A 17,351-nucleotide genomic window follows, 5' to 3' on the forward strand; every position below is an offset into this window, starting at 1 on the left:
TATGAAAACAAACAAATTATTGGTGATCGCGGGATTAATGGCTGCATCACTAGCAACGATAACCTCTTGTAAAAAAGAGTCCTTTGATGCTGAATATCGGAACCCTTCTAAAGTAACGAGTTCAACCATCGAAAAACAATATACAGGTGTACAATATGGCTATATCGAACTAGTCGTTCCAACCTATAGAAATTACTTTGTAACTCTTTCTCCAACCATTCACCGTTATCTACAAACGATTGGCTGGGCAAACACCACTGATCAATTAACGCCAGGTATGGCCGCAATTAACGATCGTTGGGAAAGATACTATAGAGGATTGGCACAGTTCAGGGAATTTGAAAAAGTGTACAACGCTAGCCCTGATGATGAAAAGGCAATGAAGAAAATCTTCTTATTGACTGCAAAGGTCTTTTTCTATGACCTAACGCAACAACAAGTGGATTTACATGGCGATATTCCATGGTCTCAAGCTGGTATGTTAAGTACAAATGGTGGTGATTATACCATCTCCTACTCAAAATTTGACAAGGCTGCAGATATCTATACTGCTATGTTAGACGATTTAAAATCTATCAGTACTGAGTTGAGCACTTATACCCTTCCAGCAGCAGTAGTTAGTTCTTTCAAGACTCAAGACTTGGTTAACTCCGGAAATGTAGACTTGTGGAAAAAATACTGTAACTCCTTAAGATTACGTATGCTGACTCGCGTTGGAAAAGCTTCACAGTTTTCTGCTAGAGCTACCCAAGAAATCAATGAAATATTAGGTAATCCAACAAAATTCCCTGTCCTAGCATCGAATGCAGATAATATCCAAATTGATATCTTCAACAATGCCTCAGATGTGAATGCAAGAGGATTTAGGGATGCAATTGAAAGCTGGAACAACAATATTGCTGGAAAAGTAATGATTGACCACATGTTAAACAATGCAGATCCAAGACTTCCATTTATGTTTGAACCAGGCGCTGGTGCTAATGGAGCTTTCATCGGTCTAGATCAATCGCTAACAAGTGCTGTTCAATCATCACAGATTGCTGGAACACCTGCTAACCCGAGTAAGATTGCCATCTATAACAGATCTACTTATTCTCGCAACCAGAACTTCCCTGGTATCTTGATCACGGCTTCAGAAGTTGATTTCTTGAAAGCAGAAAATCAATTGAACAGTGGAAACGCGACAGCAGCAAAAGCTAGTTTTGAAAAAGCGATCAAAGAATCCATTGAACTACAGGTTTCCTTGAGAAACATCAGTAATGATGGAACCGTAGCAAAACCTACTGCTCCAACTACTGCTCAGACAACAGCTTATATCAATAAAATCGGATGGGGAACAAACAACCTCCAATTGATCGCTATGCAAAAATGGTTACACTTCAACATTATCCAATCTGTAGAAAACTGGTCGGAGGTGAGAAGATTAAACTACCCAACTTTTGCATTCCGTGTTGAAACTTCAGATTTCCAAAAAACAGTTCCTGTAAAATGGAATATGGTTCAAGATGAAATCACGTACAATCAAGAAAACTACAACGCTATCAAAGATCAAGACAACGTTAATACAAAATTATTCTGGGATGTAAATTAATGCCCAAACTAATTATTATTTGAAAAGCCACTTCGCGTGGCTTTTCTTTTATCAACCCCCTAAACTTAATACCAATGAAGAGATCAACATTATTTACCGCAGCTTTCCTCCTTGCTTCATCCCTTTCTTTTGGCCAAGCGCACAACGTCTCCGCGGGTTATCAAAAACCTACTGATCAACAGGTCATCCAGAATCTGGAGCAGTGGCAGGACATGAAGTTTGGGCTCTTTATGCACTGGGGAACCTACAGCCAATGGGGAATCGTGGAAAGTTGGAGTATTTGCCCTGAAGATGAAGGCTGGACCCAACGTAAACCCGAACACGGAAAAACCTATTTTGAATATGTAAAAAATTACGAAAACCTACAGAAGTCCTTTAACCCTGTAGATTTCAATCCCCAAAAATGGGCTGATGCAGCAAAAGCTGCCGGAATGAAATATGTCGTATTTACAACCAAACACCACGATGGCTTCGCCATGTTTGACACCAAAGAGTCCGATTACAAAATCACTTCCAAGAATACCCCGTTCTCTAGTAACCCAAAGGCCAATGTCACCAAAGAAATTTTCAATTCCTTCCGAAATGAAGGTTTCAAAATAGGAGCCTATTTCTCCAAACCTGATTGGCACACAGAACACTATTGGTGGCCTTATTTCCCACCAAAAGACAGAAATGTAAATTACGACCCTACTAAATATCCAGAACGCTGGAACAATTTCAAAAACTACACCTACAACCAGATCAATGAACTGACCTCCGAATATGGAAAAGTTGACATCCTATGGCTTGATGGGGGCTGGGTCAGACCCTTCAGTACCATTGACCAATCCGTGGACTGGCAACGCGGCATCAAGGTCGAACAGGACATCGATATGGACCGTATCGGTGGAATGGCAAGAAAAAATCAACCTGGGATCATTGTAGTAGACCGGACTGTTCCCGGAAAATGGGAGAATTACGTGACACCGGAGCAGGCTATTCCTGAACATCCACTAGATATTCCTTGGGAAAGCTGTATCACCATGGGAAATTCTTTCTCTTATGTCCCTAATGACCAATATAAGCCTACAAAAAAGATTGTAGAAACCTTAGTCAAGATTATTTCTCGAGGTGGCAACTACCTGATGAACATTGCTCCTGGACCTAATGGAGACTTTGACCAGGCTGCATACGATCGCCTTAAGGAATTGGCAAAATGGGTGCAGATCAATGAGTCTGCAATTTACGCTACAAGAAGTGTTGCTCCATATCATGAAAATGAATATTACTACACCCGTAGCAAAGACAATAAAACCATTAACGTTTTCCACTTGTCCGAAGGCGAAAAATACAGTGCTCCAACCTCTTTCTCATTCCAAATCCCTGCCAACAGTAAAATTAAGGCAGTGAAAATCCTAGGCCATAATGGAAAAGCAAAATGGAATCTAAAGGAAAACATACTCACTGTACAGAATTCAGCCAAAAATCTAGATTATGCGACAGCCATTCAAGTCAGCTTAAGATAACCACTATCTGATTACAATTTCTTATCTTAAATACTGGATAAGAAATTGTAATCTAAATTGAAATCAATGCGTATGAAAACCTCCTATATAATCCTCCTTCTTCTCTTTAACTTAAATCTTTTTTCACAATCGCCCCAACCCAACATTTTGAAATCTGAATTTATATTCGAGCAAGGCAAATATTTCGATCAATGTCACGCTTCAACCATGGAAGAGGCAAAAGACGGAACTTTGTTGGCCAGTTGGTTTGCAGGAACCCATGAGGGCAACCAAGACGTTAAGATCTGGGGAGCTACTTACGATGGAGAGAAATGGTCAGAACCAACAATTTGGGCCGATGGAGTCGCTGATAAAACCTATCCATGTTGGAACCCCGTGCTTTTCCGAAAAAACAACGATCAAACCATCTATCTTTTTTATAAGGTGGGCCCCAATCCAAGGGAATGGTGGGGAATGGTCAAAACCTCAAAAGACAATGGAAAAACTTGGTCAAAGGCAGAAAAACTACCTGATGGAATTTTAGGCCCAATCAAAAATAAACCTAAACAGCTTTCTAATGGTACCGTTGTTTCTCCATCCAGTGAAGAATTAAGTGAAACCCGTTGGCTTGCCCATGTTGAAATTGCAGACAAGAATATGAAAACATGGAAAAAATACCCAATCAACCATGAATCAACCTTGAATGTCATTCAACCAAGCGTTATTTTACATCCAGACAATAAGATTCAAGTGCTCTGCCGCAGCAGGGAAGGTTCGGTCATTTCATCTTGGTCTACCGATAATGGCAAAACTTGGTCAGATCTTGAAAAAACAAACCTGATCAACCCCAATTCTGGAACTGATGCCATACCGGTAAACAACCAATATTGGATTGTTTACAATCCTGACATTCCCGGAAAAGAATGGTGGGAAGGAAGAGCAAAATTAAATATTGCCTTTTCCAATGATGGACGGGATTGGAAAAAGTTCATGGAATTAGAAAATCATGATAAAGGTGAATTCAGCTATCCAACTATCTTCCAAGATTCCAAAGGCAAGATTCATATAACTTATACCTACAATAGAGTCAATGTAAAACATGTGGTTTTAAACCCAAAATAAAACAGAAGGCCAGAATTAATTCTGGCCTTTCTCTTACTTCAATTTTTTACTGTCCATAACCTCAAATTCCCCATTCAGCTTAATATTATCGGATGCTGGACCTATCAATACCTTGAACTTTCCTTTTTCGACTTGCCAATCTTTGCTTGCAGTCCATAACTTCAAATCATTTTGATCAAGGGTAAAACTAACTTTTCGCGTTTCTCCCTTCAACAAAGGAACCCGATCAAATCCACGTAATTGTTTAACTGCTGAAACAGCGGAGCTGACCTCGTCGATTAGGTATAGCTGTGGCACTTCTTCACCATCAAAATTTCCGGTATTGACCAAATCGAAGGAAACTTCCACAACTACATCCTCATCCCCTTCTAATATACCCATTTCCAAATTCTTGTATTCAAAATCAGTATAACTCAACCCGTATCCAAAGCTATATAATGGAGTAGACTCTTCATCAATGTAAGGATGATGTTTGGGCTTTTGATGATTGTAATATACCGGCAACTGCCCAATAGACCTTGGAACTGATATAGGAAGTCGACCTGCTGGATTATAATCCCCAAATAACACATCCGCGATTGCTGTACCTCCTTCTTGCCCAGGATACCATGCATCAAGAATGGCAGGAATATGTTCATCCGCCCAATTCAGGTTTAATGGCCTTCCTTTAATAACCACCAATACAACTGGCTTTCCGGTTGCCTGAATAGCCTGCATTAATTCCAATTGATCGCCCATCATATCCAAGGAAGCACGATCAAACCCCTCTCCACTTTCCATATCAGAAATCCCTTTTTTGCTACTTTCCACCTCTGCAGCGCCCGTTGCTTGATAGGAAGTCTTAAAGTCACGAGCGCTTGAGCCTCCAACAACCAAGACCACAACATCCGAACGTTTCGCAGCAGCAACTGCAGCAGGGATATCGGTCTGCCCCATATCACGGATCGCAGCCCCTTTTACATATTCAACTTCAGTTCTTGCTCCCAATTTCTCCTTAATCCCTGCCAGAACTGTCTTGACCTTGCCATCTGCCTGTGGCGCTGTGTAATCGCCTAATTGATTGTAAACATTATCTGCATTCGGTCCAATCACCGCAATTCGCTTGAGATCTTTTTTCAAAGGAAGAAGATCCCCATCATTTTTTAGTAATATGATAGACTCTCGAGCAACTTGTCTTGCAACTTCTATATTTTCAGGACTAGCCACTTTCTTCTTGGCTTCCTTTTCTGAAACAAAAGGATTTTCAAATAGACCTAAGCGAAACTTCGTGGTTAGGACTCTTCCAACCGCTTGGTTTAATTCATCTTCACTCACTAACCCTTCTTTGATAGCTAACAACAGATTCTTACCATACCCCGAACCGCTTAGATCTACATCCAATCCTGCATTCAAGGCTTGCGATGCCCCTTCTGCTGGATTTGCTGCTGTATTATGTCCTCCCGATAAACCTTGTATACTCAATAGATCAGACACGACAAACCCTTTAAATCCCCATTCTTTTCTCAAAACTTCATTCAACAACCAAGAATTTGAAGAACATGGAATCCCATCTATGGAATTATAAGCCGTCATTACGGACCAAGCTCCCTGCCTAACTGCTTTTTCAAAAGGGAATAGATAATTCATCCTCAAATCTCGCTCACCAACAGAAACACTACCTCCATTATGCCCCCCTTCCGGGACACCATATGCCACAAAATGCTTTAAAGTGGAAAACACCTTTCCTGCTTGACCAAATTTCTCTCCTTGCATGCCCCTGACCATGGCTTGGCCCATCTTCCCCACTAAAAAAGGATCTTCACCGTAAGACTCTTCTGTTCTTGACCATCTTGGTTCTCGAGCTAGATCCAAAACGGGACCATAGCCATTATGGGCTCCAACTGCGGAGGCTTCTGAAGCAATTACCCCCGCCATTTTTTGGATCAGAAACGGATTCCAGGTACTCGCTTGGCCAATGGCCGTTGGAAATGTGGTCGCTCCAATAGCCATATGCCCGTGGGGAGTCTCCTCGGAAAGTAACAATGGAATACCCAAGCGCGTGCTATCAACCATGAATTTTTGCAAGGCGTTGGTTGCCTTAGCAGCCTCCTCTGGAGTCAAACCTGTGATTAAAGTCTTCTGTGTCCATGGATCTGCGCGTAATGTTGCCCATAATAATCCGATCTTTTGATTCTTGACTGTTTCTTTAAACTTTTGACTTAACCCTATTTTTCCAGCATTCTTATCATACATTTCCCAACCCAGAACCTTTGAAAGTTGACCAACCTTCTCTTCTAGGGTCATCCTGCCTAAAAGGTCTTCCACCCGTTTTTCTACGGGAAGATCCTTATTTTTATAGGGAAGTTCCTGTGCTTGTAAAGTGGATTGACAGGCTACCATCAAACCAAAAATCAAAAGTCCTTTTATCTTAATTTTCATCTATTAACAATGCTTGGGTTTAGGGATAAAAATCTACATATTATAATCTTGGTAATTTAATCAATTTTATCCTTTTAGCGGTAAATAAACTATCTTTTGCTAACCAATCTCATTAGAATATGTTTTCAGTTTTCCATATATTTGGATAGACCCAATTTTATTAAAACCAACATGGCATCATCATCAAAACATATCCTTCTGATCCTGTTATTGACATTGACTAGTCTCAATATCTTTTCCCAAACCAAGAAAGCCCAATGGTTGGAAGATGACCGTTTCGGCATGTTTATTCATTGGGGTCTCTACAGTGCAACCGAAGGGATTTGGAAAGGCGAAAGGTTAAGACATCCCAATAATTACGCGGAATGGATTCGATACAGAAACCGTATCGGTGAAGCAGAATATGGTGAATTGGCAAAAAGGTTTGACTGGGATAAAATCAATCCAGAAGAATGGGTACTCCTAGCCAAAAAAGCCGGTATGAAGTATATTGTCATTACCTCAAAACATCATGATGGTGTGGCACTTTGGGATAGTAAAGTCAGTGATTATTCTCTGCCAAAACTTAGCGGAACCAATAGAGATGTCATAAAAGAAATTGCTGAAGCCTGTAAAAAACACAATATCAAACTATGTTTTTACTATTCCCACTGGATCGACTGGCAACATCCCTATGCTTGGAACCATAACCAAGAAGTCACAGGTCGAGTGACTGATGCTCAATACAATCAGTATTGGCAGGAAAAGGTAATCCCTCAAATCCGTGAATTGCTTACAAATTATGGCGATATCGCTATGATGTGGTTTGATATGTGGATTCCTTACCAACAGAGCATCATCAAAAAAGAACAGCTGGATCAACTGGCTAACCTCATCCATGAATTACAACCTAAGTGTTTAATCAATTCACGGCTGGGTTTCCCGATTGAAAATGAACATGTAGACTTTGAAACTTTAGGTGACAATCAATTCGGATCCGCATACACCGACCATATCTGGGAAACACCTGGAACCATCGCGCATTCATGGGGATTCAATGCCCTGGAAAATGAATGGAAGTCCAGCAATCAATTGTTCCAATCCTTAATCAACAATGTTAGCTTGAATGGCTCTTACACCCTGAATATTGGTCCCCGTGCCGATGGTTCTGTGCCATATGAAGGCGTTCAGCGATTAATGGACATGGGACAATGGCTCAATAAGTATGGACAAGCTGTTTATTATAACAATGGTCTGCCAATCCGATTCTCCCAACATGACTGGGGTAAAATGACCATCAACAACAAAACAAAAGAACTTTATTTACACGTCTATAATTGGCCTTTGGATAAAATCCTTCGTGTGACAGGTTTGCAGAGCAAACCAACCAAAATCGAGCTGTTAAAAGGAAATAAAACCCAAGCAGTAAAATTTGAACAGTTGGGTCCTATCATCCATATCCATGTACCTGAAGAACAACCTGACCCCTATGTATCGGTCCTAAAAGTAACCATGGACCAGCCTCAATTCAATACTGAAGTCGTTGCTGAATCTACCTTTGGCGGATTCTCATTAAATGCCAAGAACCATCTTTCAAAAGGACTGGAGTTCAAGGCCTTTGATGGTACTAAACCCGATCACCTTGTATTAAAGGCCAACCAAAAAGTGCAATGGAAGGTTTATCTTCCAGAAGCTGGTGAATACAGCATAGAAACCTCTTTACATAATGGTTCCGGCAAAACAACCCAACTCAGCATCAAGGATATCGAAAGCACCTTCACGGTATCTGCTGCTCCCAATGGAAAAGTAACGGTCGAACCTAATCAAAACTGGTATGTAGAAGAATTCTTGGATGTCCCGGTAGGAAAGATCAGCATCACAAAACCAATAGAAGTAAATCTAGAATTCTCAGCATCAGACCCTATTCTATTTAACAGAATATGGATTGAAAAAAAGAAAGAGTAAGGAAGGATTCAGGTTTGAACCAGGATGCCCTTCGACGCCGCTCAGGGTACCGGATGAGAGGAGGGACCAAGATTAACATGCCTGTTAACGACATTCTATCCATCTCTCCGCCACTGGAAATGAGCCGGTTGCAAAAGGACTTCCTGCGGAAGGATGGTTGTTTGTATAAACTGGGAACCCCGGGAAGGGGTGACATCTTTGTAGAAAATCGGATCGTTAATCGGATAACCCACAGCGTGGGTGAAATAGTTTTCTGAAAACCCTATATAGGGTTTATTAAGAAAAAAATAGTTCCCTCATCTTACGATTTCGGGATGAGAGCCATCCTTAAAAAAAATGAAAAATAGATTCTTCGCTGCGCTCTGAATCCCTCTCAGGAATATCCAATTCTGAACGATTAGTGAAGAATCTGTACGTAAATGTCCACAACATTTTGTCATCCTACACCTTCGGTGTAGGACCTGTTCGCTAATGGAATCATTATTGTTTTATAATAAAGGGGAAGTTTGTATACCTCCGAGATCCTTCCTGCGCACCAATGACAAGTGTGTTAGATCTGTGTTTCTAGGTGTTTAGAGCTATAATTATTTTGTAGAAAAATCTATTTTTGTGACATACTGCCTTGGAAGGGCAGAATTATTTTAGCAATGGTATCGAACAATATAGGGTTAATGCAAAAACGATGTTCGATTAATCGAACATCGTTTTTGCGCTATCTCCAGGCTAACCTGCCATGCTAGCTAAAATAATGGAACCCCGATGGAAAATATTTTTCTATTTATTTTTTCGCGGCGGACTTATGCGATACACCCCGAATTTTGTGAATATAATGTTGAATGTAATACCAACAATAATCCTGTGCCGGGTCTCGACGCCGCTCGACCATCGGAATATTGATCTTGGTCCATCCTCTCATCCAGTACCCTGAGCTAAGTCGAAGGGAATCCTGATTCCTTCCCAGATCTTGGCCCATCCTCTCATCCCATCAATCCTGGTTCAAATTCATGCAGCAATTGCATAAAATTTTAATATCCCGCTTAGCTCTTATGTCTTGTGTCTATTGTCTTATGTCTAAAAAACTAAATCGCTTTTGTTTTCGCCTTCAACCAAGCTTTTTCAGCATCATCCAATTTAGGGGACAATTGTTCATAGACCCAGCCATTATATTGGTTCAACCAATCAATGTGCTTTTGGTCCAATAGGCTTTTATCAACCAACGCAGTATCGATATAACATACCGTTAAAGTCTCAAAATCCATAAAATCACCAAATTGATTACTCTCCACTTTCTTCGAAAGTACTAAGTTCTCAATACGGATTCCATAATGACCTTCTCGATATAAACCTGGTTCAATGGAAGTAATCATGCCTTCCTCAACCGGAATATCGATTGCCGCCATATTGAAAACCTGTGGCCCTTCATGAACGTTCAAGAAAAATCCTACCCCATGTCCAGTACCATGTCCGTAATTGCGCAAGGTTTCCCAGATAGGCCTTCTGGTAATGGCATCAATGGAATATCCCTTAGTTCCAACAGGAAATACAGCTTGAGAACCCTCAATAGTTCCTTTTAGAACAATGGTATAATCGATTTTCTCCTCAGGTTGTATCTGTCCTAAAGAAATTACCCGGGTAATATCAGTCGTACCGTCCAGGTATTGACCACCGGAATCCACTAGCAACAAACCTTCAGGTTTCAAAACCGAATTACTGGATTCTGTCGCTTTATAATGCGGCAAAGCACCATGGGCTTTATAACCTGCAATGGTATCAAATGAAATATCAACAAAACCCGTGGAGGCAGCACGTAGTCCTTGCAATTTTTCAGCAATAGAAATTTCTGAAAGTTCTCCCGATGCTACGTTTTCCTCAACCCATTTAAAAAATTTGGTCAATGCAACCCCATCCTTTATCATGGCATTTCGGGTATGATCTACCTCTACCTTGTTTTTAATAGCCTTCAATGTCGTTGAAGGATTCATATCTTCCAAAATTTCGATGTTTTCTGGAACAGAATCATAAATGGCAAAACAAGTACGCTTGGGGTCTAATAATATACGTTCGCCTTTCAACTGTTTTACAGTCTCAAATGCTTGCTGATAGTCAGCGACTTCTACTCCAGAATCCTTTAAAGAAGAAATATCAGCAGGAGATAATTTCCCCGAACCAATAAACAAGGTATTTTTATCCTCTTCAATCAGCAAGAAGCCCAATACAACCGGATTACAATGAACATCATTCCCACGGATATTAAGGATCCATGCCAAATCATCCAATGAAGAAACAAAATGAAGGTCGGCCCTTTTATCTTTAAGCTTTGATTTTATGCTAGCAATTTTGTCTTTTGTAGATTGTCCAGTAGTACTTTCATCCAAAAGAAATGCTTTTTCAGTAGGCAGTTCAGGTCTACCATCCCAAATATGTTCCAAAAGATCTAGATGACCATTTACATGGATGCCCAAGGGATTCAATTCAGACGCTACGGCTTGTGCAACCGCAACAGAAGCTAAATTGCCATCGAAAGCTACAGTATCGCCTTTTTTCAATGTCTTGGAAAGCCAGGTTGCATATTCTGCTTTACCTTGAACCTGCAACTTCACTAATTCAAAGCCGGTACCCGCCAATTGCTCATTTGCTTGAACAAAATAACGAGAATCTGTCCATAAACCCGCAAAATCTTGCGTGATGGCCAATGTCCCAGCGGAACCGGTGAAACCAGAGGTCCATGCTATGCATTTGTATCTTTCCGGAAGGTATTCGCTAATATGTGGATCGGAGGAGGGAATTATATAGGCATCTACACCCTTTTCTTTCATCTCTTTACGGATGGAAGCTAACTTATCGATGTATTTCATTATGTAATTTTTAATAATCCCCGCAAGTTATAAAAACTCTCACAATTAATACATTTACTTCATCATACATTTGAAATTTTACAATTTAAATGTACTACTTGTGCAGTAGATTACGATATTTGCTACCTATGAGAAGATTTTTTTCATTTTTTTATTTCCTTGCTGTTATTAGCGTCCTAAACACGCAAACAGTACAAGCCCAAGGAGTAAAGGCAAAAGTCCAAACGGCATTTGATGCTTTTAGCAAGAACCCGTCTCTAAAAAATGGCATGGCTTCCTTGACGGTCATAAACTCAAAAACTGGTGAAATTGTTTTCGACAGCAATAACCAGATCGGAATGCCTACCGCATCTACCTTGAAAGTGATCACTTCCATTACAGCTTTAGATCTGTTAGGGGCTGATTTCACCTATAATACTGAACTTTTCTATACCGGTCAGATTGACTCCTTAGGCACCTTAAATGGCAATATCATTATCGAAGGTAAGGGCGACCCTACCCTTGGCAGTGATAGATACCCAGACACTAAACCGGAAGTCCTATTGGCAAAATGGTCCGAAGCCATCAAGAACCTTGGCATCAAAAAAATCAATGGTAAAATCATTGCTGATGATATTTTCTTCAACGGCTACGATGTTCCGGGAACTTGGATGTGGACAGATATCGGAAATTATTATGGGGCAGGATTCTCTGCTTTAAATTGGAAAGAAAACAAACTGGGAATCAACTTTACACCGGGTGCACCTGGTAAACCAGCAACCTTACAGCCTGTACAGAAAGCTCCATTCTACCATTTAATCAATGAAGTAAAAACAGGAGCCAATGGTTCGGGGGATAATGTATATGCTTATTCAGCTCCATATTCTACACAAGTTTACCTAAGAGGTACCTATGGCGCCAATCTCAAAAAAACAATTGAAATCTCAGTACCTGATCCAGCATTGGACTTAGCATATTCGCTTTCTGATGCGCTTGGTAGAGATTCTATCTTTGTTACAGACTCCTTGAACAAGGTTACTACTGCAAAAAGATTAACAGATATGGATTCTTCAAGCATCTTGGATGCAAAAAGAAATTCAATCCTTCTGATCAAATCGCCTAGATTAGGTGAAATTGTGCATTGGTTCAACCAAAAAAGCATCAATCTATATGGAGAGTCGCTGTTAAAATTGATTGGTGTGGTTTCCGCAATGGAATACAACACAGAAAAATCGGCAACCTTAGTTTCCAAATATTGGCAGAATAAATTATCGATAGACCCAAGTGCCATCAATACCTTCGATGGTTCTGGCTTATCGCCTCAAAATAGAGTGACGACTTTGGCGATGAGCAAAATCATGCAATATGCTAAAGGGAGACCGTGGTATGATGAGTTTCTAAAATCTTTGCCAACAATTAACAATACTACCATGAAAAGTGGTACTATTGGCGGTGTATTAGGTTACACAGGATACCAAAAATCAAGCGATGGACAAGAATATACTTTCGCATTGCTTGTCAACAACTACCAAGGCCCTGCTGGACAGATGCGCCAACGTATGTTTAAATTATTAGATGTATTAAAGTAGATTATTACTAGGTGATAATCATGAAATATTAGTATAAACCAAAATTGTAATGAGTAACATCAACAGAAAGAAAGACGCTTTAAACTACCATGCTATGGGGCGTCCGGGTAAAATAGCAGTGGTTCCTACAAAACCACACAGTTCACAAAGAGACTTATCTTTAGCCTATTCCCCAGGTGTAGCCGAGCCTTGTCTGGCAATTGCAGAAAACAGCGAAGACGCTTATAAATATACTGCCAAGGGTAACTTGGTAGCCGTAATCAGTAATGGTACTGCCGTATTAGGCCTTGGTGATATTGGTGCCCAAGCTGGTAAACCCGTTATGGAAGGTAAAGGATTACTTTTCAAGATCTTTGCCGATATCGATGTATTTGACATCGAGTTAGACACCAAAAACGTTGATGAATTTGTCAATATCGTTAAAGCTTTGGAACCTACCTTCGGTGGTGTGAACCTTGAAGATATCAAAGCGCCTGAGTGTTTTGAAATTGAACGCCGCTTAAAAGCAGAAATGAACATTCCAGTAATGCATGATGACCAACATGGTACCGCAATTATTTCTGGGGCTGCTCTGATTAATGCTTCTGAATTACAGGATAAAAATATCGCCGACCTAAAAATCGTGGTGAATGGCGCAGGTGCTGCAGCAATTTCCTGTACAGCAATGTACGTGGCTGTAGGCGCTAATAAAAATAACATCGTAATGTGCGATAGTAAAGGTGTTATCCGTAAGGACCGTGAGGTATTAGACCCTACTAAAGCTGAATGGGCAACTGATCGCGATATCCATACTTTAGCAGATGCTGTTAAGGATGCTGATGTTTTCATCGGTCTTTCTGCTGCCGATGTTTTGACGCCTGAAATGTTGAAAAGCATGGCTCCAAAACCAATCGTATTGGCGATGGCAAACCCTAATCCTGAAATCGCCTATGAGCTTGCTCTTGAAACTCGCGATGATATCATCATGGGTACAGGACGCTCTGACTTCCCTAACCAAGTAAACAACGTTCTTGGTTTCCCTTACATTTTCCGTGGTGCACTAGACGTAAGAGCTACGGCCATCAACGAAGCCATGAAAATTGCTGCTGTAAAGGCGATTGCTGAATTAGCAAAACAACCTGTTCCTGAAGAAGTGAACATTGCTTACAATGCCAACAACATCCGTTTCGGAATCGATTATGTGATCCCTAAACCGACAGATCCACGCTTGATTACGGAAGTTTCCGTAGCGGTTGCAAAAGCTGCTATTGAATCTGGTGTAGCGCGTAAGGTAATCGAAGATTGGGATGCATACCGTGATGAATTGCGCAAGAGATTGGGTAAAGATGAACGTTTGATCCGTACCATTACCGCCAAAGCAAAATCTAACCCTAAACGTGTTGTATTTGCTGAAGCTGATAATTATAAAACCCTTCGTGCTGCTCAGATTGTTAAAGAAGAGGGAATTGCTTTCCCAATCCTTTTGGGTAACCAAGAAAAAATCAACAATTTGATCCATGAATATGGTTTTGAACTGGATGGTGTTGAGATCATCGATCCTCAAGCTGAGATCAAATCTGAAAGATTTGAAAGATACGCAGAACACTTATACCAAAAAAGACAACGCAGAGGCGTTAATAAATTAGACTCTCGCAAGTTAATGACCAACCGTAACTACTTTGCAGCAAGTATGGTTGAATTTGGCGATGCAGATACCCTTATTTCTGGTTTGACACGCAATTATGCTTCAACAATCCGCCCTGCATTACAAGTAATCGGAGCAAAACCGGGAAGCAGAGTTGCTGGGATGTACATTATGTTGACAAGCCAAGGTCCATTATTCTTTGGTGATACCACTGTAAACTCAAACCCAAGCGCACGCGAACTTGCTGACATTGCTGTTTTATTGGATTCAGCAGTTAAAAGGTTCAACGTTAAACCTCGTTTAGCGATGTTGTCTTACTCTAACTTCGGTTCAAATATTGGTGATATTTCCGATAAAGTAAGGGAGGCTGTAAGCATCTTACATAAAGAACATCCTGAAATTGTTGCAGATGGTGAAATTCAAGCAAACTTTGCATTGAACAAAAACCTATTGGCAGATAACTTCCCTTTCTCGACTTTAAATGGTGAGCCAGCAAATACCTTGGTATTCCCGAACTTGGAATCTGGTAACATTGCTTATAAATTACTACAGGAAGTTGGGAATGCTGAAGCTGTCGGTCCAGTTCTATTAGGAATGAACAAACCTATCCACGTATTGCAATTGGATAGTTCGGTCCGGGAAATTGTGAACATGGTTACCATTGCTGTAGTGGATGCAATTGAACATGAAAAAGAATCAAAAAATCAGTAAGCATAGCTTATGTACGAATATTTTAAAGGTAAGTTAGTTTTTAAAGCTCCAACCCATGTCGTTTTGGAGGTGGGTGGCATTGGCTATTACTTGCACATTTCATTGACTACCTACAGCCAGATCAAAGATCAAGAAGAATGTAAACTTTTTGCTTCCTTTCAGGTACGCGAAGACTCCCAAACGCTGTTTGGCTTCGCTACAGAAGCAGAAAGACATCTCTTTCACCATTTGATCTCTGTTTCTGGAATCGGTCCGAATACCGGTAGAATGATGCTTTCTTCGATTACTCCTGAAGAAATCCAACAGGCTATCGTCAATGGGCAGGTCAATGTCATCCAGAAAATAAAAGGGATTGGTCCAAAAACAGCGCAACGCGTGATTCTTGAACTTCAAGATAAACTTAAAAAGCAAGGCCCAGATGCATTGATTCCATTGATCGTCAGCAAACCTTCTTCAGCTGAAGAAGCATTGACAGCATTGGTCATGTTAGGTTTCCCAAAAGCTCAAGCGGAAAAAGCCCTTCAGGCCATTTATACCGCCGAGCCAGATCTTTCTGTAGAACAATTGATCAAAGCAGCCTTAAAACGCCTGTAAGAGTTATTTATCTTTATAAAAACATGATTAAGAGGTTATCTGATAAAGATAACCTCTTTTTTGTTGATTGTTGATTTAGAATTTTATGCCATCATGATCGAGGATAGGCCTCGGAAATATCAAAAGCCCAATTTTGAAATCTTTCAAGATTGTATTGGCGTACAGTTCCTGTACCTTCGGTACAGCATGACAGGACCTGCTGGAGGAGTACCATACAGATTCCTCACTGACAGTTCAGAATTAAAATATGCTAAAGAGGGATTCAGAGTGCAACGAAGAATCTATTGTTGTTTTTTTATGAGGATGTTGGTCATTGCGAATCGTAAGATGAGCAAACTGTTTTTTATTGTTTTAAACCCATAAAGAGGAACTATTGAAAAAGATTTCACCCACGCTGTGGTTTCGCCATTTCAAACATTTTCCTTCCGAAGGAAGCATTTTAGCATCCGGCTCATTTCCAATGGCGGAAAAATGGAAAGAATGCCGATGACCTGTGCGATGGGATTGGCCTTGGAATGCTTTCTCAAGATCATCCCATCAAAAGGGATGATCTTGAGAAAGATATTCCCGACAACAAGGCATTCTTTTCATGTGCGGATGACCGTGCGAAAAGCCATCTTAAATGAGCCGAAGCGTTTTGGTTACTTTTGCGCCTCAAAAGTAACGAAAAGAATTGGTGTCCCTGAGCTCCTTCGTCGGTTTGGTTACTTTTGGGCTTCAAAAGTAACAAAGAAATCATTTCAATTAAAGAATGAATATTCCCGAGAAATCTTTCGGGAAACCTTCAGGCTGACTCCGATGATAAATATTGAATGAGCGTACCTAATTCTCCAAAATAAAAGAAATGATCTTGGACCATCCTCTCTTCCCGTACCCCGAGCGGCGTCGAAGGGCATTCTGGTTCAACCCAGATCACCCAACAATTCCGTATATTTGCATCAAAAAAGTATCCAAACCATGGCAGAAGATTTACATATAACAAGCGGAAGTAAAGAACAACAATATCAATCCTTGATCCCACAGATCAAAGGTCTTCTACAGGGAGAAACCAATTTTATTGCTAATCTGGCAAATATCTGCGCAGCTTTAAAGGAGCAGTTCAATTTCTTTTGGGTAGGGTTCTATCTTGTTGAAGGAAACGAATTGGTGCTGGGCCCATTCCAAGGACCAGTAGCCTGCACAAGAATCGCTTATAACAGAGGCGTTTGTGGGACTGCTTGGGCAAAAGAAGAAACCGTCATAGTTCCCAACGTCGATGAATTCCCTGGACACATTGCCTGCTCATCTTTATCGAAATCTGAAATAGTTGTTCCTCTCTTTCAAAACAAAAAATGTATTGCCATACTAGATGTCGACAGCAAAGAATTAAATTCGTTTGACTTAATCGACAAGCAGTATCTAAATACCATCTTAGAACTTCTTAATTTTCAGTAAAAATCT

General features: G+C 40.5%; 11 protein-coding genes. 9 read left to right on the forward strand and 2 right to left on the reverse strand.

Annotated features, from left to right (window positions below; translation table 11 throughout):
* Position 1: 1 nt before the first annotated feature.
* The 3 genes from NLF99_RS01920 to NLF99_RS01930 all read left to right on the forward strand — a co-directional run bounded on the left by NLF99_RS01920 (position 2) and on the right by NLF99_RS01930 (position 4,197).
* Positions 2-1,591 carry a SusD/RagB family nutrient-binding outer membrane lipoprotein gene (locus NLF99_RS01920; RefSeq protein WP_254526552.1) on the forward strand — a complete coding sequence of 530 codons (1,590 nt, stop codon included), beginning with the start codon at positions 2-4 and terminating at the stop codon, positions 1,589-1,591.
* Positions 1,592-1,665: 74 nt separating this feature from the next.
* Positions 1,666-3,096: an alpha-L-fucosidase gene (locus NLF99_RS01925; RefSeq protein WP_254526553.1), complete on the forward strand. Its 1,431-nt coding sequence runs from the start codon at positions 1,666-1,668 to the stop codon at positions 3,094-3,096.
* A gap of 147 nt (positions 3,097-3,243) precedes the next feature.
* Positions 3,244-4,197, forward strand: a complete 954-nt coding sequence (locus tag NLF99_RS01930) for an exo-alpha-sialidase (protein ID WP_254526554.1) — start codon at positions 3,244-3,246, stop codon at positions 4,195-4,197.
* A 33-nt stretch (positions 4,198-4,230) separates the two neighbouring features.
* Here the strand turns inward: NLF99_RS01930 and NLF99_RS01935 are convergent, their stop codons facing one another.
* Entirely contained in the window at positions 4,231-6,615 is a 2,385-nt protein-coding gene (locus NLF99_RS01935; RefSeq protein WP_254526555.1) for a glycoside hydrolase family 3 N-terminal domain-containing protein, read from the reverse strand.
* A gap of 171 nt (positions 6,616-6,786) precedes the next feature.
* On the opposite strand from NLF99_RS01935, the gene NLF99_RS01940 reads away from it, so the two are divergent.
* Positions 6,787-8,559 carry an alpha-L-fucosidase gene (locus NLF99_RS01940; protein WP_254526556.1) on the forward strand — a complete coding sequence of 591 codons (1,773 nt, stop codon included), beginning with the start codon at positions 6,787-6,789 and terminating at the stop codon, positions 8,557-8,559.
* Positions 8,560-9,638: 1,079 nt separating this feature from the next.
* Here NLF99_RS01940 and NLF99_RS01945 read toward each other — a convergent pair.
* Positions 9,639-11,414 carry an aminopeptidase P family protein gene (locus tag NLF99_RS01945; protein ID WP_254526557.1) on the reverse strand — a complete coding sequence of 592 codons (1,776 nt, stop codon included), beginning with the start codon at positions 11,412-11,414 and terminating at the stop codon, positions 9,639-9,641.
* Between the two features lie 128 nt (positions 11,415-11,542).
* Between NLF99_RS01945 and dacB the strand changes: the two genes are divergently transcribed.
* The 5 genes from dacB (at position 11,543) to NLF99_RS01970 (ending at position 17,345) form a co-directional block, all read left to right on the forward strand.
* Positions 11,543-12,982 carry a D-alanyl-D-alanine carboxypeptidase/D-alanyl-D-alanine-endopeptidase gene (gene dacB, locus NLF99_RS01950; protein ID WP_185211331.1) on the forward strand — a complete coding sequence of 480 codons (1,440 nt, stop codon included), beginning with the start codon at positions 11,543-11,545 and terminating at the stop codon, positions 12,980-12,982.
* 49 nt (positions 12,983-13,031) lie between these two features.
* Positions 13,032-15,317, forward strand: a complete 2,286-nt coding sequence (locus tag NLF99_RS01955) for an NADP-dependent malic enzyme (RefSeq protein WP_185211332.1) — start codon at positions 13,032-13,034, stop codon at positions 15,315-15,317.
* A gap of 9 nt (positions 15,318-15,326) precedes the next feature.
* Positions 15,327-15,911 (forward strand): Holliday junction branch migration protein RuvA, encoded by a 585-nt coding sequence (gene ruvA, locus NLF99_RS01960; protein WP_185211333.1) that lies wholly within the window; start codon positions 15,327-15,329, stop codon positions 15,909-15,911.
* Between the two features lie 471 nt (positions 15,912-16,382).
* Complete coding sequence (locus tag NLF99_RS01965) at positions 16,383-16,727, forward strand: hypothetical protein (protein ID WP_254526558.1); 345 nt, start codon at positions 16,383-16,385, stop codon at positions 16,725-16,727.
* Between the two features lie 141 nt (positions 16,728-16,868).
* The gene (locus NLF99_RS01970; protein WP_254526559.1) at positions 16,869-17,345 is read left to right on the forward strand and encodes a GAF domain-containing protein; all 477 of its coding nucleotides are present in this window, start codon (positions 16,869-16,871) and stop codon (positions 17,343-17,345) included.
* Positions 17,346-17,351: the final 6 nt, after the last annotated feature.

The organism is Sphingobacterium sp. LZ11T8, from assembly GCF_024261425.1.
Taxonomy (GTDB): domain Bacteria; phylum Bacteroidota; class Bacteroidia; order Sphingobacteriales; family Sphingobacteriaceae; genus Sphingobacterium.

What these genes read in the sequence shown, in the direction of transcription:
- dacB (WP_185211331.1), top strand. Translation starts at nt 11,543, where the DNA reads ATGAGAAGATTTTTTTCATTTTTTTATTTCCTTGCTGTTATTAGCGTC.
- NLF99_RS01970 (WP_254526559.1), top strand. Translation starts at nt 16,869, where the DNA reads ATGGCAGAAGATTTACATATAACAAGCGGAAGTAAAGAACAACAATAT.
- NLF99_RS01945 (WP_254526557.1), bottom strand. Translation starts at nt 11,414, where the DNA reads ATGAAATACATCGATAAGTTAGCTTCCATCCGTAAAGAGATGAAAGAA.
- NLF99_RS01940 (WP_254526556.1), top strand. Translation starts at nt 6,787, where the DNA reads ATGGCATCATCATCAAAACATATCCTTCTGATCCTGTTATTGACATTG.
- ruvA (WP_185211333.1), top strand. Translation starts at nt 15,327, where the DNA reads ATGTACGAATATTTTAAAGGTAAGTTAGTTTTTAAAGCTCCAACCCAT.
- NLF99_RS01965 (WP_254526558.1), top strand. Translation starts at nt 16,383, where the DNA reads ATGGAAAGAATGCCGATGACCTGTGCGATGGGATTGGCCTTGGAATGC.
- NLF99_RS01920 (WP_254526552.1), top strand. Translation starts at nt 2, where the DNA reads ATGAAAACAAACAAATTATTGGTGATCGCGGGATTAATGGCTGCATCA.
- NLF99_RS01925 (WP_254526553.1), top strand. Translation starts at nt 1,666, where the DNA reads ATGAAGAGATCAACATTATTTACCGCAGCTTTCCTCCTTGCTTCATCC.
- NLF99_RS01935 (WP_254526555.1), bottom strand. Translation starts at nt 6,615, where the DNA reads ATGAAAATTAAGATAAAAGGACTTTTGATTTTTGGTTTGATGGTAGCC.
- NLF99_RS01955 (WP_185211332.1), top strand. Translation starts at nt 13,032, where the DNA reads ATGAGTAACATCAACAGAAAGAAAGACGCTTTAAACTACCATGCTATG.